This window comes from Streptomyces sp. NPDC093071, from assembly GCF_044754545.1.
GTDB lineage: Bacteria > Actinomycetota > Actinomycetes > Streptomycetales > Streptomycetaceae > Streptomyces.
Genome location: NZ_JBIVPH010000001.1, coordinates 270,186 through 290,207, shown reverse-complemented (window position 1 = coordinate 290,207; position 20,022 = coordinate 270,186). Strand labels below are relative to the sequence as shown.

Genomic DNA, 20,022 nt, shown 5'->3' with positions numbered 1-20,022 from the left:
GCAGAGCGGACGGACGCGGCGAACGCAGGACGCGTGGAACACGTAGAGCACGTGGAGCACGTAAGAGACGTGCGAGACGTACGGGCTGTCGCATGAGCGAGTCCTCGCAGCAAGGGCACACGCCTGACGGTGTGCCGACTGGATGGAATCGCTCCCACTGGGTCGGGCAGACCGTAGCGCCAACGGCGGCCGAGGAGAAGAGGGGTCGGGAAAATTCCTCGCCGACCGCCTCCGACTCTTCGCGCGTCTTGACGCGGTCGCGTCCCGACTGCACAGTGGGAGCGCTCCCACTGGTTCAGGTCCCGTACCGAAGCACGTCCCGCCCTCCGCCCCGGCCCTCCCCCTCCAAGCCGCGAGGAGAACCGACACCGTGCCGAACTCCCCACCGCGAACCGAGAGAACGAGCGCGCCTCCGACCCGCCTGGACAGCCCGTCGCGCCGCCGCCCAGGGTCGGGGCCCGAACCGTCGGGCGGACGCCCGTGACACCGGGAACCGTCCAGGAGCGCGTACGTGGTCACCCCCCTCCACGCCCCCCGGGAACGCCCGTGGCCGTGACGGACGGCGGGGGCGGCGCCGCCGAGGCCGAGTTCCGGGCCTTCTTCGAGCGCCACTACGCCGAACTCGCCCGCCTGGCGCACCTGTTGACCGGCGAGACCGACGCCGCCGACGACCTGGCGGCCGACGCGATGCTCGCCCTGTGGCACCGCTGGGACCGGGTCCGCGCCGCCGACCACCCCGCGGCCTACGCCCGGGGCGTCGTCGCCAACCTCGTCCGCACCCGGATCCGGAGCGCCGTGCGTGAGCGGCGCAGGATCACCGCCTTCCGGGACCGGCGCCCCGAACACACCGAGGGCCCGGACGTGCCGGCCGTCCTCGACGTCCGGACCGCGCTGCGCGCCCTGCCGTTCCGCAAGCGTGCCTGCGTCGTCCTCCGGCACGCCTTCGACCTCTCCGAGCGCGACACGGCCCTGGCGCTCGGCGTCTCGGTCGGTACGGTCAAGAGCCAGACCGCCAAGGGCATGGCGCAACTCCAGCGGCTGCTCGGCGACCGGGCCGCGACCGAACTCACCGCGGGAAGGCGCTGATGGACGACACCCGGCTCCGCCACGAGCTGCGCGAGGCGGCCCTCGCCCACCGGCCCGACCGCGCCCGGATCCTGGCCCGGGTGGAACGCGGCCTCGCCGCGCCCGCCCCGGAGGCCCGGTCGCGCCCCCGGGCCCGCTGGTCCGGCCGTCGCCGGGTGGCGGTGGCGGCGGTGACCGTGGCGGTCGCGGGGGTGGTGGGCCTGGCCGGAACCATGACGGCGACGGCCCCGCCCGACCGCCCGGCGACCCCGGCCACCGCCACCCTGCCCGCCCCCGGCCCGGCGGCCCGGGCGACCGCCACGATCAACTCCGGCGGCAACCGCTGGTGGGCGCAGAGCGACCTCGGCGTGACGACCGGGTCGCCCGTCACGGGCCTCGTCGTCGAACTGCGGATCGCCCGTACCGCCGGCGTCGTGAGCACCGGCCACTGGCGCACCCGCCCCGCCGGGGACTTCACGGTGACGGTGACCGAGGAACCCGGCGCCCTGGTCTACCGCTGGACCCTGAAGGAGGGCCGCGCCCTGCCGCCGGGCCCGCACGTCTTCGCGGCCCAGTACAACCACCCCGAAGGGGTACGGGACGCCTCGTCCGACACGTACGGCGTCACCCTGACGGCCCCGGACGGCGGCCGGACCACGCTCCGGGGCGGCTTCGGGTGACGGGGAGACCGATCCCGGGCGGCCCGCGTGGGGAACGTGGGGGAACCGCCGGGTCGGCCACCATGGAGCCATGAACCACGGATTCGAAACCCGCACCCTGGCCGTCACCACCGGATCCTCGGAGACGGTCCACGACCTGACCCGGGAGTGCGCCGCTTTCCTCGCGGAAGTGGCCCGGGGCCGGGACGGCCTCCTCAACGTCTTCGCCCCCCACGCCACCACGGGCATCGCCCTGATCGAAACGGGCGCGGGCAGCGACGACGACCTCCTCTCGGCCCTCCACCACCTCCTCCCCGCCGACGAACGCTGGCAACACCGCCACGGAAGCCCCGGCCACGGCCGCGACCACGTCCTCCCGGCCCTCGTTCCGCCCCACGCGACCCTTCCCGTGATCGACGGCGAACTGGCCCTCGGGACGTGGCAGTCGGTGTGTCTGGTGGACACGAACGTCGACAATCCCCACCGTCAGGTGCGGTTGAGCTTCCTCGGATAGTCCGCAAGCGGTCGCGACCGCAAGCGTTCTTCCCCGTCGTGCGGAGTGAGGGGCTCGGCGTCCCATCCGTCCGCGGGGCGGGTCCCGTCATCCTGGCTTCGCGCCCCGTGCACCGGCCACCACATCCCCCGGCCCAGCAGTGCCGCGGCCGCCGGGACGAGCAGGAGCGACAGGACGAAGGAGGACAGGAGGATGCCCAGGGCCGTGGCGAAGCCCAGCTGGCGGGTGGAGGCGTCCGCGTTCACCGCGAGGCTGCCGAAGGAGGCCGCCAGGACCACACCGGCCGTGGCGACGGCCGGGGCCGTGTGCCGTACCGCGCGGGCCACGGCGGCGCGGGCGGGACCTCCGTGGGCCATCTCCTCACGCAGGCGGTCGCTGACGAGGATGTTGTAGTCGGTGCCCAGCGCCACGACGAACAGGAACAGCACCAACGGCAGGACGAAGTTCACCCCCGGCTCACCGCCGATGTGCTGGAAGACCAGTGCGGAGGCACCGAACGTCGCCGCGAAGCACAGCCCGACCGAGAGCATCAGCACCACCGGGGCCGCCAGGCTGCGCAGCAGCACCACCAGGATCAGTGCGATCAGTGCCGCGGCCACCGGGAACACCGTCCGGAGGTCCCGGTCGACCGCGGTCGCCACATCGGCGAACACGGCCGCGGTGCCTCCCACGTGTGCGCTGGTACCGGCCGGCGTCGCTTCCCGTACGGCCTGGCGCACGGGCCCCGCCACGAGATCCCTGGCCTGCTGGGAGTGGGTGTCCGCCGTCAGATAGGCGTCCAGCCGGGCGGCGTTGCGGTCGGTGTCGAGTACGGGAGCGGCCACCTCGCCCACTCCTGGCACCCCGGACAGGGCCCGGCGCAGGAAGTCCAGCCCGGCGGGGTCTAGGGTCCGACCGTCGTCGGCGGTGACGTACACCGTCGTCGGATCGGACACCCCCGGTGGCAGGGCGACGGCGATCTCCCGCGCCGTCGCGGCGGCCGCCGTGTCGCGCGGGGTGCCGCCGGTTCCGAAGTCCATGCGGACGCCCGCCATGCCGACCGCGAGCGCGCCGAGGAGGGCGACCGATGCCACGAGCACCAGCAGTGGACGGCGCGCCACCAGTTCGCCGGTACGGGCGGCCGGGCCGGTCCGCTCGGCCTTCGAGAGGATCCGCGAGGGCCAGAACATCTTCCGGCCGGTCACCGCCAGCAGCGCCGGCATCAGGGTCAGGCTCGCCACCAGCATCACCAGCACCGACACCGCCACCGAGGGACCGAGCACGCGGAACTGCCCGAACGTCGCCACGCCGAGCGTCGCGAAGGCCGCCACGATCGTCAGTGCCGCCGAGGTCACCGCCGTGCCCACCCGTCCGGCCACGTCCGCGGCCACCAGGCGATGGTGTTCCTCCGGGCGTCGTCGCAGCTCCTCACGGAAGCGGAACAGCAGGAAGAGGAAGTAGTCCACGCCGATGCCGATCAACACGGTGCCGATCATGCTCGGGGTTCCCGGGTCCAGTTCGAGGCCGGTCAGGAGGGCGACCCCCACGACCGTGCCGGTGGCGGCGCCGCCCACCACGGACACCGCGAACAGGGGGACGAACGCGGCCAGGACGCTGCGGAACACCAGCACGTTGATCAGCACGATCAGCCCGACCATCACCAGACCGACCACCGTCTGCGTGGTCTTCTCCGCGTCCGCGCGGTCCACCACGTCCGCTAGTCCTCCGGTGAACCCCGTGCGCAGCCCGGCCTCACCGAACTCCCGTTCGGCCCGGTCGTGGAGTACCCGGTACACGGACTGCATGCCGGGGTCGGTGGAGTTGCCCCGCAGCCGTGCGCCGAGCAGCGCGAACGACCCGTCCGGGGCGGTCGTCACCAGCGCCACGCGGGGGACCTGGGAGTAGTCCTCGGAGATCCCCCGTATCTGTTCGTCCGTCCACGGCATCTCCACGCGCGTGGCGCTCAGTTCGCGCGCCACGCCCTCCACGCGCCTCCTGTCCGCGTCCTCCAGCGGCCTGCCGTCGCGTCGTGCCACCAACACCGTCACCACGTCGGCGTCGGGCTCCGCGCCGAACTCCTCCCGGGCGATCCGCAGCGCCGCGGCCGCGTCGTACTCCCGAGGCAGGAAACCGGCGCTGTCGGTGTGCGTCACGCGGAAGACGAGCGCCTGGCCCATGAGCGTCAGGAAGACGCCGACCACCGCCCACACGGCGATGACCCGCCACGGTCTGCGGGTCGAGAAACAGGTCAGGGCACGGATCACGGGAGTCCTCCGGGAAGGGTCGGGGTGCGAGGACGCCGCGGGACCGTGGACGTCCGGCGCGGCGCCACGTGCCGGGTCGTTCCGGCACGTGTCCAGCACATCAGCGGTGTGCGGCCCGCACCTCCGAGCCACGGACGAGAAACCCCCTGGGAGCACGGGCCCGCACCGTCCTGCCACTGGGAGCCTGCTCCCGGCCGCGGCTCCCTCCCGGTCCCGACGCCACGGCCCCGGTGCATCGGCACCATGGGAGACTCGGGGGACGAACCGCAGGTCATGGGCCGCTGCGGCGGCTCCGGGAAAGCACGGACGCGCAGGGGAGGCGGGGATGGGGCGGCGCGCGAACGGAACGCGCCCCGGTCGGGAGCGGGGCCGGGTGAGCACGTCCGGCGCCGGGCTTCCGGACGGCATGACCGGGACGGTCTCCGGCGGAGCCGGGACGGGAAGCCGGCGCGGAAGGCCGGGATCGTGGAGTCGGCACGACGGACTCGTCGCCGCCGGTGCCGCGGCCCTCGACCTCGTGGGCTTCACCTTCACCAGCCAGACGGACCGGGGCCACGTGCCGGTGACCGGGTGCCTGGTCGTGGTCGCCGCCTCGCTGTTCCTGCTGGCGCGCCGACGCGTGCCCCTGTGCGTCCTCACGTGCGTCCTCGCGGCGAACCTGTCGCTCAACTGGTTCAGTTCCGTGGGCCAGCACTACGGGGCGGCCACCGTCGTCGCCCTCTACACCGCCGTGCGTCACCACCGCGCCGCGGTCGGCGCGGCGGCCGTCGCCGGCTGCGTCGCGGTGCTCCAGTTCGTCCACCCGGGACTGCCCGCGCCCTCCCTGATGGAGTTCGTCCCCAACGTCGTGTCCGCGCTGTTCGTGGCCGGTGCCGCCGCCGTGGTCGGTCGCTGGCAGCGCAACGCCGAGGCCCAGCGGCGGCTGCTCGCCGAGCGGGCCGTCTCCGCCGAACGACGCCGCATCGCCCGGGAACTGCACGACATCGTCGCCCACCACCTGACCACGATGCAGTTGCTCGCCGGAGGCGCCCGGGCCAATCTGGACCGCTCGCCGGAGGCAGCCCGCGAGGCGCTCGTCACCCTGGAGGGTTCCGGTCGCACCGCCCTGCGCGAGATGCGCCACCTCCTCGACGTGCTACGGGCCGGCGACGAGAACGACGAGGGCGAGGCGACGGCGCCGCAGCCCGGCATCGGCGACCTCGACCGCATCGTCGGGGACAGCCGCCGCGCGGGCCTTCCCACCACCCTCACCACGGACGGCGACCCGCGGTCGCTTCCGCCCGGTGTCGCACTCACCGTCTTCCGCATCGTCCAGGAGGCCCTCACCAACGCCCGCAGGCACGCGGGCGACGGCGCGCACGTCGACGTGCGGCTCACCTTCGCCGTCCACGAGGTGCGGGTCGACGTCACCGACGACGGTCCGCGTTCCGGCCACCCCGTCGCACGCGGCTCGGGTCACGGACTCATGGGGATGCGCGAACGCGTCGCCCTCCACGGCGGCACCTTGCGGGCCGGGCCGGAGGGCGCGGGATTCGCCGTCCGGGCCCGGCTGCCCCTGCCCACCGACCGCCAGGAGGTGTACGCGTGAGTGCGACCGTGAAGGTCCTCATCGCCGACGACCAGCCGCTCGTCCGCCGCGGCCTCGCGCTGATGCTCGCCCCCGAACCGGGTTTCCAGGTCGTGGCCGAGGCCGCGGACGGCGCCGAGGCGGTCCGTCTCGCCCACGAGCACCGGCCCGACGTGATCGTCATGGACATCCGCATGCCGGTCCTGGACGGCATCGCCGCCACCGAGCGGCTCACCGCCGAGCTGCCGGACTGCCGGGTCCTGGCCCTGAGCACCTTCGACATGGACGAACACGTCGTGGGTGCCCTGAGGGCCGGGGCGTGCGGCTTCCTGCCCAAGGACATCTCGCCCGAGGACCTCGTCGCCGCCCTGCGCGTGGTCCGCGACGGCGAGGCGATCCTCGCCCCGAGACTCCTGACCCGGCTCATCTCCAGGCACGTCACGGCCCCGGACCGCCGGGCGGTGCCCCCGGCACCCCCCGGCGCCGAAGGGCTCACGCCGCGGGAGCGGGAGGTATGGCGGCTGATCGCCGACGGCTCGGACAACACGGAGATAGCCGACCGGCTCGGTCTGAGCGCCTCCACCGTGAAGAACCACATCACCGCCCTCTTCGCCAAGCTGCGGGTCCGCGACCGGGCCCAGGCGGTCATCGCCGCCTACGAGACGGGCCTGGTGACGGCACGACGGGAGATGTGAGCCACCGGACCGGTGCGAGTACCGGTACGCGCGCGTACGCGGCCCACACCGCTGGCCGCGACCGGGCGGGCCCTCGCCCGCTACGACCCCGGTGGGGTCTTCCCCTCAAGGAGCAGAGCTGTTCGAGGAAGGGGTGAGGGTGGGTTTCCGCCTGCCGTGATCGCGTCGAGCAGTCTTCTCCGGAGCCCTCACCGCCGCGCTGCGCGACGACGCCGTCCCCTCCACCGACCGACCCCACCGGACCTGACGCGGGTGACGGAACCCGTGCGGACGGCCCTGAGGGAACCCCCGGTCTGCGCGGATCGTGGCCGGTCACGGTGACCCCCGCTGCCGGGCGCTTCCCAACCCCCGGTACATGCCGCCCGAGCCGCCCTGCCGCCCCCGGTCGGGGCACGGTCTCCCGCGGTGTGGTCGACGACGCCGCGCCCGGCCGGTACTTCGCGGGACGCGGTACCGCGCTGCGCACCCTCCTCGATCACCCGCCCGGGACCGGCGCGGGTCGCTCCGCCGTGGCCGACCGGTTCGCGCGGCAGCGGCAAGGGCGGCGGTCCCGGGCCGTGTCGTCACCACGGCGACCGAAGTGCTCCGGGCCGGGTTCTCCGGTGGCCCGGCACGGCGTCCTCTCCGTCGGCGACCCGACCCTGGCCGCCGACATCGCCGCCCGGGAGCCGGGGCTCGACGCCGTGACCGTCCCGGGCCTCCTGACCGGGGCGGCGGACGCCACGACGTGCTCGCCGGTGTCCTCCCGCCCCCGCCACCGGCCGACGGGAGAGGATGGGGGCGGGAACGGGCCGGAGGTGCCGGCCGGGCCCGGGGAGAGTGGTGGACCAGTGGAGCAGCCATGGCTGTCGCGGCGTGCGCGGGAGGCCGAAGGGGCCTCGGGAGGGGGCTTCGACCTCACGCGGTGCGTGCGCGAGCCGATCCATCTGCTCGGGAGCGTGCAGTCCTGCGGTTCGCTGGTGGCGGTCGATCCGGAGACCGGCGTGGTCGAGGTCGCCGCGCGCAACACGGGATCCCTGCTCGGCGTGGAGGCGGAGGACCTCGTCGGCGGGCCGGTGACGCGCCTGGTGTCCGCCGCCGTCTTCGAGGAGGCGGTGGAGGCGGCCGGTGACGAGGGAGGGGTGCCGGCCGCGCTCGCCCTGTCGGACGACGTGACGGCCCCGGGCCGGAGCTTCGACGTGTCCGCCCACCGCCGGGACGGACTGCTGATCCTGGAGTTCGAGCCGCGCGGCGCCGGCGGCGCCGAAGCGCGCGGGTTCTACCAGGGGGTGCGCCGGGCGCTGGCCCGGCTGCGGTCGGCGGAGGACGTGGAGGACTGCTGCCGGGTGGCGGTGCGCGAGGTGCGGGCGCTGACCGGGTTCGACCGGGTGGTCGCCTACCGCTTCGACGGCGAGGACGGCCCGGGCGAGGTGGTCGCCGAGGACGTACGGGAGGACTGGGAGCCCTGGCTGGGGCTGTGGTTCCCGGCGACCGACATCCCGCCGCAGGCCCGGCGGCTGTACCGGGAGAACTGGATCCGGGTCATCGGGGACGTGGACGACGTCGCCGTCGGACTGCACCCGCCCGTGCGGGAGGCCACCGGCGCGCCCCTGGACCTGTCGCAGGCCGCCCTGCGCACCGTCTCCGGATTCCACCTGGAGTACCTGCGCAACATCGGCGTGCGCTCCTCCATGTCGGTGTCGGTGCTGCGCGAGGGCCGGCTGTGGGGGCTGATCGCCTGCCACGGGGCGGAGCCCGCGCGGATCACCCCCGAAGTCCGCTCGGCGTGCGAGATGTTCGGCGCCGCGTTCTCGCTGCAGCTGTCCGCGATCGAGGAACGCGAGCGCGCGGACGCGCACGTGGAGTCCACCGCACGGTCCGCCGCGGTGGCCGAGGCGCTCGAACGGGAACGCCTCGAAGAGGGCTTCGGCGGTGCCGGCGGCCCGCTCATGGAGCTGCTCGACGCGGACGGGGTGGTGCTCCGGCGGGCCGAGCGCACCCTGGGCGCGGGCGAGGCGTTCGCGCCCGGCCTGCTCCGGGCGCTGGAGACGCGGGCGCGCGGGCTCACGCCGGGCGAGCCGTGGTGCACCGACCGGCTGGCCGAGGAGGACGGACCGGAAGGCGGCGCGGAGGTGGCGGACACAGGACCGGACGGAGGGCCGGCCGGGGTGTTGATGGTGCCGCTGTCCGGAGCGGGGGAGTACCTCGCCTGGCGCCGCCCGGAGCGGCCGATGCCCCGGCAGTGGGCCGCCGACCCCTCGCTGCCGGTACGGGTCGGGCCGCACGGCGAGCGGCTGACGCCGCGCGGCTCCGGCGCCGTCTTCCGGGCCACCGTACGCGGCCGGAGCCTGCCCTGGACCGTCCGCGACCGGGCGGTGGCCAAGGAGCTGTGGCGGCTCCTCACCGGCCTGGTCCTGCGGCACGCCGAGGTCCTGGACGCGATCAACGACGAGCTGCGGATGCGCAACGTCGACCTCGACTCCTTCGCCCACGCCGCCGCCCACGACCTCAAGGAGCCGCTGCGCGGCATCTCCAACGCGGCGACGTTCGCCATGGAGGACGCCGGGGAGGAACTCGACGAGGTCACGCTGCGCCGGCTGCGGACCATGCAGCGGCTCGCCGGACGCATGGACGAGCTGCTCAACTCGCTGCTGCACTACGCCCGGCTCGGCCGCGCCGGACTGCGGGTGCGCGAAGTGGAGCTGGCCGCCGCCCTCGACGCGGCCCTGGAGGTGGCCGGGCCCCGGCTGGCCGAGCAGGGGGTGGCCGTGGTCCGGGGAACGCTGCCCCGGGTGTGGGCCGACCCCGACCGGCTGGACGAGATCCTGGTCAACCTGCTGGTCAACGCCGCCAAGTACGCCCGGCGGGACGGGGAGCGCCGGGTCGAGGTCACCGTGGAGCGCCGCCCCGTCCCGCCCGCCGGGAACGGTCCGGGGACGCTTGCCGGGGGCGACACGGGGACACTCGCCGGGGACGGCTCGCAGGCGCGCGGCGCAGACGGGGACGCTTCCGGGACGCCCACCGGGGAAGACCCCGGCACCCCCGCCGGACCCCAGCCGGTCGTCGTCGTCCGGGACAACGGCATCGGCATCCCCGCGGACCGGCGGGACGAGGTCTTCGACCTGTTCCGCCGCCTCCACGGGCCGAACGAGCACGGCGGCGGTACGGGGGTGGGCCTCGCCCTGGTCAAGCGGATCGTCGAACGGCACGGGGGCCGCATCTGGCTGGAGGCCGTCCCCGGCGGGGGGACGGCGTTCTACTTCACGCTCGGGTCGCCCGAGCCGGACCCGGCCTGACGCCAGTAGTCGACGGCGCCCTTCAGCACGGTCTGGAAGAGCGCGAAGTTGACCGGCTTGTAGACGTAGCTGTCCGCCCCCGCCGCGTAGCAGGCGTCGACCTCGGCGGGGGCGGTGGAGGAGGTGAAGACCACCACCGTCACCGCGCTCAGCTCCGGCCGGGAGCGGATCCGCTCAAGCACCGCGTGCCCGCCGATCCCCGGCATGTTGAGGTCCAGCAGGACCAGGCCGGGCAGGTCCTCGCGCGCGAGCAGTGCGTCCACCAGGCCCTCTCCCCGGTCCGTGAACTCCAGCTCCAGGTCGGGGTGGGTGCGGCGCAGCGCGCGCTCGATCGCCTCGGCGTCCTCCGGACTGTCCTCCACGATCAGGATCCGGTCGGGGGCCAGGCGTCGCGCGTCCGTCGTCTCCGGCATCCGGCTCATGGTGCGTCCTCCACGCGTTGCTCCGCCACCCGGGCGACCAGTACGGCGGTGTCGTCGTCGCCCAGGGCGCGGAAGGCGCCCACGCGGGCGATCAGCCCGGCGGCGTCGCTCCCGTCGCGGCAGCATTCCCCGACCGCCTCGGGCAGTACGTCCTCGAACATCGTCCCGTCCGCCGAGCGCGCCTCCGAGAGGCCGTCGGTGAACATCACCAGCGCGTCGCCGGGATCCAGCACGGTCCTCCCCGGCTCGTACAGGGCGTCCGGCACGACCCCCAGCAGCAGCCCGGACGCCCGGACCTCCTCGACCCGCCCGTCCGCGCGGCGGATCAGCGGGCGCGGATGCCCGGCCGAGGCCACCTCGACGGTGTATCCGTCGCCGGCCGGGGTGAGCACGCCGACGAACGCGGTGACGAACCGGGCGGCCTGCTGGCCGGTCAGCACGCTGTTGAGCCGGTTCAGCGCCTCGCCCGGCGGGGCCTTGTCCTCCAGCAGGACGCGCAGGGTGTGCCGGGCCAGGCCGGCGAGGGCCGCGGCCTCGGCGCCCCGGCCGCACACGTCCCCGACGAAGAGGGCCAGCGCCCCGTCCCGGCGCACCACGGCGTCGTAGAAGTCGCCGCCGACCTCCAGGGAGTCGTCGGCCACCTCGTACGCCGCGGTCAGCCCGACGCCCGGCCAGTCGGGCAGCCTGCCCGGCAGCAGGTGCCGCTGGAGCTGCTCGGTGTTGCGGCGGCGCTGCTCGTAGGCGGTGGTGGTGTCGATGGCGAGGGCGGCCCTGCGGGCCAGGTCGTCCAGCACCCGCAGGTCGACGATCTCGCGCTCGGGGCGGTGATAGACGAACGTCAGCGTGCCGAGCAGCTTCCCCCGGGCCCGCAGCGGACTGATGCTCACCGCCCGCACCGCACGGCCCGGCCCCTCGCCGTGCGGGCCGAACGCGGACGTCCCCAGGGCCTCGCCGGTGATCAGGGTGCCGTGCGGCAGGCCCGCAGCGGTCCGCAGGGCCCCGTCCAGCCACGGGTCGTCCGAGGCCACGCCGCGCAGCCAGGGCTGTACGGCCGCCGCCACGTGCACGGCGGCCACCGGGGACAGCCGGTCGCCCGGCCGGCACAGGTGCACCACACAGGCCTCCGCCACCGCCGGGACGGCGAGCCGGGCGACCCGCTCCAGCGTCTCCCGCGCGTCGAGGCTGGCGTCCATCTGCAGGGACGCCTCGGCCAGGAACGCCTCCTCCACCCGGCGGCGCTCCGCGGCCCTGCGCTCCAGGACCCGCCGGTTCCCGGCCACCAGGACCTCGCCCAGCTGGAGCAGCCGCGTCGGCAGGAAGGGGTCGGCGTCCTCCCGCCGGCTCAGGCCGAGCGAGAAGGACGCCCAGTCGTCGCCGCCGAGCGAGAAGCGGGCCTCCAGGGCCCAGCGCGCCCCCGCCCCGGCCAGCAGGCCGGCCTCGGGCGCGAACTCCTCGTCGTCGGCCGTGAGGTCGTGCTCGTACAGGTGGACCGGCGCGCGGTTCCCGGCGTCCTCTCCGCCCCCGGCGGGCACCCGGGAGGGCACGGTCCGCACGGTGCCGGGGCGGGGGGTGGTGGTGGTCGCCGAGTCGCCGCCGTCGACCGTCAGCCGCCGTACGTACCGCAGCCCGGGGCCGTCCCACCTGCTTCCCGCGACGGCGACCACGGCCCGCTCCGCCAGCATCAGCGCGTAGACGTGCCGGGCCATGTCCGTGACGTCCTGGGCGTCCTGCGCGGCTTGCCACATGCGGTGCAGGCCGGCGGACCAGGTCTCAGGGTCCGTACCGGTCGCTCCCTCGACTCGCCTCACAGTCTCCTCGATCGTGTCGGCCGTACTGGCCGGAGCTCTCGCCCCGCCGCCCCGGGACCGGACGTCGGGTGACTCCGGGCGGGCCGCACGTCCCAGCGTACGTCGCCGCCGTCGCGCCCCGGTCGGGAGCCGGGGCGTCCGGTCCGCCGCTCAGGAAGACGTCGGCGCGGCCGGGGTCCGCGCCCCGGGCCGCTCGGCCGGTGCGGTTCCCCGGCGTTCCCCGATGCCCGCGATCAGGCCGATCACCGTGGTCAGCGCCGTGCAGACGACGATGGTGACGACCGGGGTGGTGGCCTTGACGAGGCCGGCCGTCAGGAGGGCGGCCGCGCCGTAGCCGAGGCCGCCCGCCGCGTACAGGAGCGAGAAGCCCGTGGCCCACACGTTCTGCGGGAGGCGGTTCTGCAGCGCCAGGTTCCGGATGATCATGAGCGGGCTGTAGAAGAGGCCGCCGAGCAGGAACGCGGCGAAGAACGCCCAGAGCCGGCCGGTGACGGCGCACAGCGTCAGCGCCGCCGTCATGGCCGGCAGCAGGAAGAGGGTCTGCGTCCCGGGGGAGCCCGGCCAGGTGCGCCGCCCGTAGACCAGCCCGGCTGCGATGCTCGCCACGGCGAACGCCCCCGTGATGACGCCTGTCAGCGCCAGCTCCTGGCCAGTCGACTCCAGGCGGGCCGGCAGGGCCACGTCCATGGCGCCGACCAGGAACATGATGGCCGCGGCGAGCAGCACGGTGGGCCAGGCCATCCTGACGACGCTCAGCGTCCCCGCCGGCTCGGGCGCGTTCTCCCGCACCTCCGGAGGGGCGTGCCGGATGCGTCCGGCGAAGGCCAGGGGGGCCGCCGAGACGACGGCCATGAGGAGGAGCGCGGTCCGCGGCGACGCCTGGGTGGACACCAGCGAGGCCAGCACGGGGCCGGCGGCCCAGACGGCCTGGTTCAGCGCGCTCTCCAGGCCGAGCGCGGTGTGCCGGAGGTGTTCCGGGGTGGTGCCGGACAGCTGCGCGCGCATCCCGCCGGGGACGCCCGCGGCCACCGCTCCGGCGGCGAAGGCCAGGGCCACCAGGAGGACCATGGACGTGTGGCCCGCCAGGACGGCGATGGCGGCGAAGACGAGCGCCTCGGCGAGCAGGGCGAAGCGGAGCTGTCCCAGGAAGGGCCGTCGGTCGAAGCCGCGTCCCATGAAGGGGGCCCCGACGGCCTCGCCGAGCGCGTGCGAGGCGGCGAGGACGCCGCCCGCGGAGAACGATCCCGTGCTGTGGCCCAGGAAGACCAGGGCCAGGGGGGCCATGGCGACGGGTGCCCGGATCAGCCCCATGGCGACGTACCAGGCGGTGCCGCCCTCGCGGCACAGCACGTCGCGGTAGGTCGGGGTGGGTCGCGTGACCGGCGCTGTGTTACCACTCATAGTTTTTACCGGTAACCGTTCGCCCGGGTGTCAAACCTTGTTTACCGGCTATGATTTACGCATGGGAAATCGGACGGGAACGACGGTGGCCGGACCGCAGGTGGAGGACATGAGGTCCTTCCTCAACACCTGGGTGATCCCCAACGACACGCGACAGGAGACGGAGAACCTCCCGGACCTCGCCGCGTCCCCGGACGACTGGGCGCGGACGCTGCCGCACCTGCCGCGCCCGCGCGCCGACGAACTGGCGGACCTGCTCCGGCTCCGCGACGACCTGAGGGAGGACGTGGACGAGCGCGGCACGCGGCGCCTCGACGCATGGCTCGCCCGGCGACCGCAGACGGTCCGCATCGGCGAGGGCGAACTGCGGCTCGAAGGACCCGCCGCCCCCGTCGACGTCGTCCTGCGCCAGGCGGCCGGACTGGTGCTCACCGAGCGCTGGCGCCGGCTCAGGGCCTGCCCCGACTGCCGGTGGGTCTTCTACGACCAGTCGCGGAACAACACGCGCACCTGGTGCAGCATGTACGCGGGCGAGAGCGGCCGGGCCTGCGGCAGCATCGCCAAGGTCAAGCGGATGCGCGAGACCCAGAAGCGGCGGACGGCCGCCGTGGAGGCGGGGTGAGGACACCGGCCCGGCCGGCGCCCCCACCCCGTAGGACCGGGAAGGCCGGTCAGAGGGTCGAGGCGACCTGCCGCAGCAGCCGCTCCGTCTCCTCGGCCGCCCCGGGGCCCCGGTCGTAGACCAGATACTCCACCGTACGGGTGTACGGGCTGTCGTCGACGAGGACGACGGCCCCGCTCTCCCCGTCCGGGGCCAGCCGGGGGTCGCGCTCGATCGCCAGGGCGAGCTTGGCGAAGTCCCGGACCGGCAGGTCGTTGCGGGTGAGCACCGTGTACGCGTCCAGGTAGTCGTCGCCGAGGAGCCGCCGGGCCGCCGCGTGCACGTGGGTGCAGCCGCCGATGCGCGCGTTCACCTCGCTGAACAGGACCTCCCCCTCGGGAGTGACGATGGAGTCGCAGTTCAGATGGCCGCGGTAGCCGAGCTGCCGGATCGTCCGCGCCATGGCCAGCGACGCCTCCAGCATCAGCCGTTCCGCCACGGGATCCAGGGCCACCGGAGGGATGGCGAAGCCGTTCCAGACCGGCTCCATGCGCATGTCGCCGTGGTCGAGGAGGACGGGCTCGCCGGGCGGGTCGGGGAGGAACAGCTCGCTGTAGAGGGTGCGGCTGTGCGGGTGGTAGACCTCGACGACGGCCTCGCTCGGACGCAGGCCCGTGGGGAAGTCGCGGACCTCCGCCACCACGGGGAAGGAGTCGGCGAGCGCCGCCTCGATCTCGCGGAGGCCGGAGAGCGGGCCGACGACGTGCTTCGCGGAGGCCCCGATGGCGGGGACCCCGGCGTCGACGGTGAACAGGACGTTGCCGTATCCGCTGGCGCTGAAGTCCTGTTTGACGATCACGCTGCCGGTGTGGTGCAGCAGGTCGCGCACGGCCCGCGCGGTGGCCCCCCGGCTGCGGCAGACCTCCCCCAGGGCGACCGGGACGCCCGTGCCGGTCGCCCAGGCCCGGAAGAAGGACTTGCTGTTGAAGAAGTCGCTGCCGCCCTGCGCGAAGAACGCGGGACCCGTCCCGCGCAGACCGAGCCGGCCCGCCAGGTCGGCCACGGTCCGGTCGTACAGGTAGGGCGTCAGCGTCCAGTCCGGTCGTACGGTCTCCCGCAGCCGCTCCACCAGCGGTTCGGCCAGGGCGGTGCGCGCGTCGAGGAACACGCCCTCATCCGGCCCGTCGGGGGTGAGGAAGGTCAGCGCGGAGCGGTCGAGGCCGAGCGACGGGACGAGGTAGTCCAGGAAGTCGGGCGTCGGCCGCCGGTGCGCGAGCATCGCGTCGCCGTCCTCCAGCAGCCAGGCCGTACGGGTGGACACGGCGTGCTGCTTGTGGGCCTCCTTGGGCCCGAACGAGGTGAGCGGGCTGGCGAACATGTACTCGCTCGTGACGTTGCCGAGGACGAGCTGGGGCACGGAAGGTCCTTTCGTACGAGTTCCGACGCGCGCGTTCCCGCGCACGGGGGAGGGGGCCGCGCCGGGCGCGGCCCCCGGGGACGGCGGGGTCAGGCGCGTTCGGCGAGCTTCCGCACGAACGCGTCGCGGTTGACGACGGCCCGTCCGTGCACGCCGCGCAGGATGACGGCGCGGCTGTCCCGCGCCTCCACGGAGAAGGTGAGGATCTTGCCGTCGACCCCGGTCAGCGTGGCGGTGACGGTGATCTCCTCGCCGACGGGCGTCGGCGCCACGTGCGCGGAGTCGTGGTTCAGGCCCAGGGTCATCCAGGGCGCGGCGATCTCCTCCCGCAGGACGTCCATCGCGGTGACCTCGCCGAGCCACAGCAGCACGGGGGTCGCGAGGACGTCCACGTCGTTCTCCCACGCGGTCGCGGAGTCGCGGGGCCCGACCACGTGGTGGCGGGTGGCCGAGGAGCCGACGAGGGAGTCGAGCACGGGACGCGGTGTCGTGGTGGTGTCGGACATGACTGCCTTTCGGTCGGGCGGCGGAGTTTCGGTCGGGTGGTGGACTTTCGGGCGGGCGGCGGAGCGGTCAGGAGGCCTGTGCGAGGGCCCGCATCTGGTTGAAGACGTTCTTGCGCTGCATCTCCGCGGTGCCGCCGGCGATGAGGGTGCCCAGGGCGTCCTGGAGGGCGCGTGCGGCGGGGCCGTCCATGTAGCCGAGGTGGCCGTAGACGCGCAGCGCGGTCTCGGTGCCGATCCGGAGCGTCTCGCCGGCGTGGTACTTGGCGGTGGAGCACAGCAGGGAGGCCTGCGGGTCGCCGTTGAGCAGGGCGTCCAGGGCGCCGTAGGAGACGTAACGGGTCGCCTCGATGGCGAACTTGGCGTCGGTGATCCGGCCCTGCACGTACTGGTGGTCCGCGATCGGCTGCTTGAAGGCCTGGCGGCGGCGCGCGTACGCGAGCACCTCGTCCAGGTGCGGATCGAGGTAGGCCGCGGCGAGGACCCCGTACAGCAGCCGGTCGAGGGCGATGGTGTTGTAGATCGCCTCGATGCCCCCGCCGATCTCGCCGACGAGGTTCCGGGCGTCGACCCGCACGTTGTCGAAGCCGATGGGCCCGGTCGGGCTGGTCTGGTTGCCGATCATCCGCTCCACGGGCCCCTGGCTGACGCCCTCGTCGTGGAGGTCGACCATGAAGAGGGTGATGTCCCGGGCGCCCTGCTCGGGCACGCGGCCCAGGACCAGGGCCATGTCGGCGACGGGGCCGTTGGTGATGTGGTCCTTGTGCCCGTTCAGCCGGTAGACGTCGCCGTCGCGGGCGGCGGCCGTCCTGATCCGGGTGACGTCGGAGCCGCCGGTGGTCTCCGTCAGCGCGGTGGCCCCGACCTCCCCGGACAGCAGCCGGGGCAGCCAGTAGCCCTTCTGGTCGTCGCTGCCGTACGTGAGCAGGGAACGGATCAGGCCCGCCTGGGCCACCATGGACAGGGAGAAGCCGAGGTCGCGGCCGCCCGCCGCGACGCCCTCGAAGGCCGCGGTGAAGTCCCACCAGGTGCCGCCGTCGCCGCCCCACTCCCGGTCCACGGCCAGCCGCCACACGCCGGCGTCGCTCACCTCCTGCCAGGACTCCCGGTCCAGGACGCCCTCGGCCCTGCAGCCGTCGGCGCGCTTGGCGACGGTGGAGGCGGCCAGGTCCGCGTAGCGCGTGCGCAGGGCCGGGTCGGTGAAGTGCTGGAGCATGGTCTGCCTTTCGGTGCGAGGGGGCGGGTCAGCGGGCGGCGACGAGTTCGTCGGCCTGGGCGGCGGGGGCCGGGGTGAGGGCGGTGAGGCTGTGGTCCAGACGGACGGCCAGCTCCTCCAGCTCGGCCTCCGTGCTGTTCAGCGGCGGCGCCACCAGTACGGACTCCGTCAGGGCGTTCACCCCGGCGGGGTACAGCAGCAGGCCGTGTTCGCGCGCGGCCAGGACCAGGTCGTGGGCGGTCCCGGCGTGCAGGCCGAGGGCGAGCTGCAGGCCGCGGCCGCGGACGTCGCGCACCACGGGGTGGCGGTCGACGAGGCCCTCCAGGAGGGTGCGCAGACGACGGCCGGAGCGGGCGGCGAGCGCGGGGACGTCGTGCTCCTTCAGGTACTCCACGGTCGCCAGGCCCGCGGCGGCGGCGAGCGGCGCGCCGGCCATCGTGTGCCCGAACACCACCGATCCCAGCGGTCGGTCGAAGGCGGCGGCGATCTCGTCGCGGACCAGGACGGCGGACAGCGGCGCGTATCCGGCCGTCACGCCCTTCCCGAGCACCAGCACGTCGGGGACGATCCCGGCGTGGTCGCAGCCGAACCACGTGCCGGTCCTGCCGAGGCCGGTCATGACCTCGTCGGCGATCAGCAGGAAGCCGTGCTCGTCGGCGAGTTCCCGCAGCCTCCTGAGGACGGCCGGGTCGCACGGTACGGCTCCGGAGGACGCGCCGCCGACGGGCTCGACGATCACCGCGGCCAGGTTCTGCGGCTGCACCTCCTCGATCGCCCGCTCCCACTGCTCGACGTCCGCGCGCATGTCGCCCTGCCGGGGGCGCACCTTGGCGACGGTGGCCTGGTTCGCGAGGAGCGGGGTGAGGCCGTGCCTGCGGGCCGGGTGGCCGGAGGCGCCGAGCGCGCCGGCGGTCATCCCGTGGTAGCTGGGCTCCTCGGTCAGCACCGTGCACTTGAAGGGCCGGTGGGCCTCGGAGTGGAACAGGGTCGTCAGGCGCAGGGCGGCCTCGATGGCCTCGGAGCCCGAGTTGCCGTACACCGGGTTGCCGAGGGTGCCGGGGGCGAGTTCGGTCAGCAGCGCGGAGAGCCGTTCCAGCGGCTCGGAGGTGAACTGGGTCCGGTAGGCGAAGGCGATGGCGTCGAGCTGCCGGTGCATCCGGGAGGTGATCTCGGGGAGTCCGTGGCCGAGGTTGGTGTTGATCGCTCCGGAGCAGCCGTCGAGGTACTCCCGGCCCTCGGTGTCGTAGACGTGGACGCCGGCCCCGTGGCTGACGGTGGGAAGCATGGGTGTCTCCTGGTGGTGTGTCGCGGGGTGTGGTGTGCGGGATGGACGGGTGGGGCGGTGGGGCCGCCGTGCGGCGGTACGGCCGGACGGGGCTCGGCACCGGGTGGTGACGCGGCTCAGTACCAGGTCATGACGGACGCGGCGGCCGTCATGCCGCCGCCGACGGAGGCCATCAGGACGCGCTCGCCCCGGTGCAGGGGCGCGGCGCGGTGGCTCTCGCTGAGGGTGAGCGGGATGGAGGCGGCGGCGGTGTTGCCGTAGCGGTCGGCGGTGACCGCGACCTTGCGGGAGTCGATGCCCAGCGTGTCGGCGAGGGTCTCCACCAGCCGCAGGTTGCCCTGGTGGAAGACGGCGCGGTCGATGTCGCCGAGGCCGACGCCGGACTCGTCCAGCGCCTGGTGCACGGCCTTGGGTACGTGCTGGACGGCCCAGTCCTTGACGGCCCGTCCGTTCATGCGGAAGTGGTGGGCGCCGGGGTCCCGGAGGGTGGCGGCCGGCCGCCGCGAGCCACCGCCCTCGACCCGTACGTGGTCGGTGGTCGTCCCGTCCGCGAGCAGGGAGCTGGCGTGGATGCCGTAGCCGTCGGGAACGCGTCCCACCAGCACGGCCCCCGCACCGTCGCCGAAGAGGCTGACGGTCCTGCGGTCCGTCCGGTCCATGATCGTCGAGTAGGTGTCGGCCCCGATCACCAGGACGTTGCGCCAGTCGGCGTGGGCGCACAGCAGGGAGTCCGCCACGTCCAGGGCGTAGAGGAAGCCGGAGCAGACGGCGTTCAGGTCGAAGGCGGGCAGGGCGCCGAGGCCGAGCCGCTCCAGGACGAAGACGGCGGTGGCCGGCTGCGGCTGGTCGGGGGTCGTGGTCGCGACGATCAGGGCGTCGATGTCGTGGGGCCCGTACGGCGCACCCAATAACCGGGAGGCCGCGGCCGCCGCGAGATCGGACGTCGCCGACTCCCCGTCCGCGTAACGGCGTTCGCGGATGCCGGTGCGCTCCTCGATCCAGTCCTCGTCGGTCCCCGCCCAGTCGCTGATCCTGCTGTTGTCCACCACGCGGGACGGCACGTGACCGGCCACCCGGAGTATCCCGTTCGGCATGTTCTCCCCATTCAGGAAAATGATCGACCTGATCCCGTAATGACCGGTCGGTGACTGCGAAGGGTCGCCTACCTCACGCCTACGGCGGTAAACACGGGTGTCCCGGCTTGTGAGAGGTGTCACCAAGTTCCTTTCTGGACAGGTTTGTTGATCGATTCGGACCGGAAAACGACCAGAAGGTTCCCTTCAGGAAAGCCGTGACGGTTCTCGTCGAGTGCGGCCGTGGCGGGGTGCCGTGGTGCGGAGACTCGGCCCGT

General features: G+C 74.2%; 16 protein-coding genes. 7 read left to right on the top strand and 9 right to left on the bottom strand.

The window, feature by feature from the left end; translation table 11 throughout:
- Positions 1 to 552 precede the first annotated feature (552 nt).
- The 3 genes from ACIQD7_RS01145 to ACIQD7_RS01135 all read left to right on the top strand — a co-directional run bounded on the left by ACIQD7_RS01145 (position 553) and on the right by ACIQD7_RS01135 (position 2,238).
- Positions 553 to 1,086: a SigE family RNA polymerase sigma factor gene (locus ACIQD7_RS01145; protein ID WP_402439669.1), complete on the top strand. Its 534-nt coding sequence runs from the start codon at positions 553 to 555 to the stop codon at positions 1,084 to 1,086.
- Positions 1,086 to 1,745 (top strand): hypothetical protein, encoded by a 660-nt coding sequence (locus tag ACIQD7_RS01140; RefSeq protein WP_402438298.1) that lies wholly within the window; start codon positions 1,086 to 1,088, stop codon positions 1,743 to 1,745. Before ACIQD7_RS01145 ends, ACIQD7_RS01140 begins: the two co-directional genes overlap by 1 nt.
- A gap of 70 nt (positions 1,746 to 1,815) precedes the next feature.
- Positions 1,816 to 2,238 (top strand): secondary thiamine-phosphate synthase enzyme YjbQ, encoded by a 423-nt coding sequence (locus tag ACIQD7_RS01135; protein ID WP_402438295.1) that lies wholly within the window; start codon positions 1,816 to 1,818, stop codon positions 2,236 to 2,238.
- Here ACIQD7_RS01135 and ACIQD7_RS01130 read toward each other — a convergent pair.
- On the bottom strand, positions 2,211 to 4,481 hold the full coding sequence (locus ACIQD7_RS01130) for an MMPL family transporter (RefSeq protein WP_402438292.1): 2,271 nt from the start codon (positions 4,479 to 4,481) through the stop codon (positions 2,211 to 2,213). The genes ACIQD7_RS01135 and ACIQD7_RS01130 overlap by 28 nt on opposite strands.
- Before the next feature lie 373 nt (positions 4,482 to 4,854).
- Between ACIQD7_RS01130 and ACIQD7_RS01125 the strand changes: the two genes are divergently transcribed.
- From ACIQD7_RS01125 to ACIQD7_RS01115, 3 genes are all read left to right on the top strand, one after another.
- Complete coding sequence (locus ACIQD7_RS01125; protein ID WP_402438288.1) at positions 4,855 to 6,069, top strand: sensor histidine kinase; 1,215 nt, start codon at positions 4,855 to 4,857, stop codon at positions 6,067 to 6,069.
- The gene (locus ACIQD7_RS01120) at positions 6,066 to 6,743 is read left to right on the top strand and encodes a response regulator (RefSeq protein WP_402438285.1); all 678 of its coding nucleotides are present in this window, start codon (positions 6,066 to 6,068) and stop codon (positions 6,741 to 6,743) included. Before ACIQD7_RS01125 ends, ACIQD7_RS01120 begins: the two co-directional genes overlap by 4 nt.
- Positions 6,744 to 7,540: 797 nt before the next feature.
- Positions 7,541 to 10,018 (top strand): ATP-binding protein, encoded by a 2,478-nt coding sequence (locus tag ACIQD7_RS01115; RefSeq protein ID WP_402439667.1) that lies wholly within the window; start codon positions 7,541 to 7,543, stop codon positions 10,016 to 10,018.
- On the opposite strand, the gene ACIQD7_RS01110 is transcribed toward ACIQD7_RS01115, so the two are convergent.
- The 3 genes from ACIQD7_RS01110 to ACIQD7_RS01100 form a co-directional block, all read right to left on the bottom strand.
- A complete protein-coding gene (locus ACIQD7_RS01110; RefSeq protein ID WP_402439665.1) occupies positions 9,979 to 10,431 on the bottom strand; it encodes a response regulator in 453 nt (150 codons plus the stop codon). The genes ACIQD7_RS01115 and ACIQD7_RS01110 overlap by 40 nt on opposite strands.
- Positions 10,432 to 10,436: 5 nt before the next feature.
- Positions 10,437 to 12,248 (bottom strand): PP2C family protein-serine/threonine phosphatase, encoded by a 1,812-nt coding sequence (locus tag ACIQD7_RS01105; RefSeq protein WP_402438282.1) that lies wholly within the window; start codon positions 12,246 to 12,248, stop codon positions 10,437 to 10,439.
- Between the two features lie 150 nt (positions 12,249 to 12,398).
- Positions 12,399 to 13,649 carry an MFS transporter gene (locus ACIQD7_RS01100; protein WP_402438278.1) on the bottom strand — a complete coding sequence of 417 codons (1,251 nt, stop codon included), beginning with the start codon at positions 13,647 to 13,649 and terminating at the stop codon, positions 12,399 to 12,401.
- Between the two features lie 61 nt (positions 13,650 to 13,710).
- Here ACIQD7_RS01100 and ACIQD7_RS01095 point away from each other — a divergent pair, with 61 nt between their 5' ends.
- Positions 13,711 to 14,271, top strand: a complete 561-nt coding sequence (locus ACIQD7_RS01095) for a CGNR zinc finger domain-containing protein (protein ID WP_402438275.1) — start codon at positions 13,711 to 13,713, stop codon at positions 14,269 to 14,271.
- Positions 14,272 to 14,320: 49 nt separating this feature from the next.
- Here the strand turns inward: ACIQD7_RS01095 and ACIQD7_RS01090 are convergent, their stop codons facing one another.
- From ACIQD7_RS01090 to ACIQD7_RS01070, 5 genes are all read right to left on the bottom strand, one after another.
- Positions 14,321 to 15,667: a hypothetical protein gene (locus ACIQD7_RS01090; RefSeq protein ID WP_402438272.1), complete on the bottom strand. Its 1,347-nt coding sequence runs from the start codon at positions 15,665 to 15,667 to the stop codon at positions 14,321 to 14,323.
- Positions 15,668 to 15,756: 89 nt separating this feature from the next.
- Positions 15,757 to 16,173 carry a thioesterase family protein gene (locus ACIQD7_RS01085; protein WP_402438269.1) on the bottom strand — a complete coding sequence of 139 codons (417 nt, stop codon included), beginning with the start codon at positions 16,171 to 16,173 and terminating at the stop codon, positions 15,757 to 15,759.
- Positions 16,174 to 16,240: 67 nt separating this feature from the next.
- Positions 16,241 to 17,386: an acyl-CoA dehydrogenase family protein gene (locus ACIQD7_RS01080; protein ID WP_402438266.1), complete on the bottom strand. Its 1,146-nt coding sequence runs from the start codon at positions 17,384 to 17,386 to the stop codon at positions 16,241 to 16,243.
- Positions 17,387 to 17,414: 28 nt separating this feature from the next.
- On the bottom strand, positions 17,415 to 18,791 hold the full coding sequence (locus tag ACIQD7_RS01075; RefSeq protein ID WP_402439663.1) for an aminotransferase class III-fold pyridoxal phosphate-dependent enzyme: 1,377 nt from the start codon (positions 18,789 to 18,791) through the stop codon (positions 17,415 to 17,417).
- Complete coding sequence (locus ACIQD7_RS01070; protein WP_402438263.1) at positions 18,788 to 19,765, bottom strand: 3-oxoacyl-ACP synthase III family protein; 978 nt, start codon at positions 19,763 to 19,765, stop codon at positions 18,788 to 18,790. Before ACIQD7_RS01070 ends, ACIQD7_RS01075 begins: the two co-directional genes overlap by 4 nt.
- Between the last annotated feature and the right edge of the window lie 257 nt (positions 19,766 to 20,022).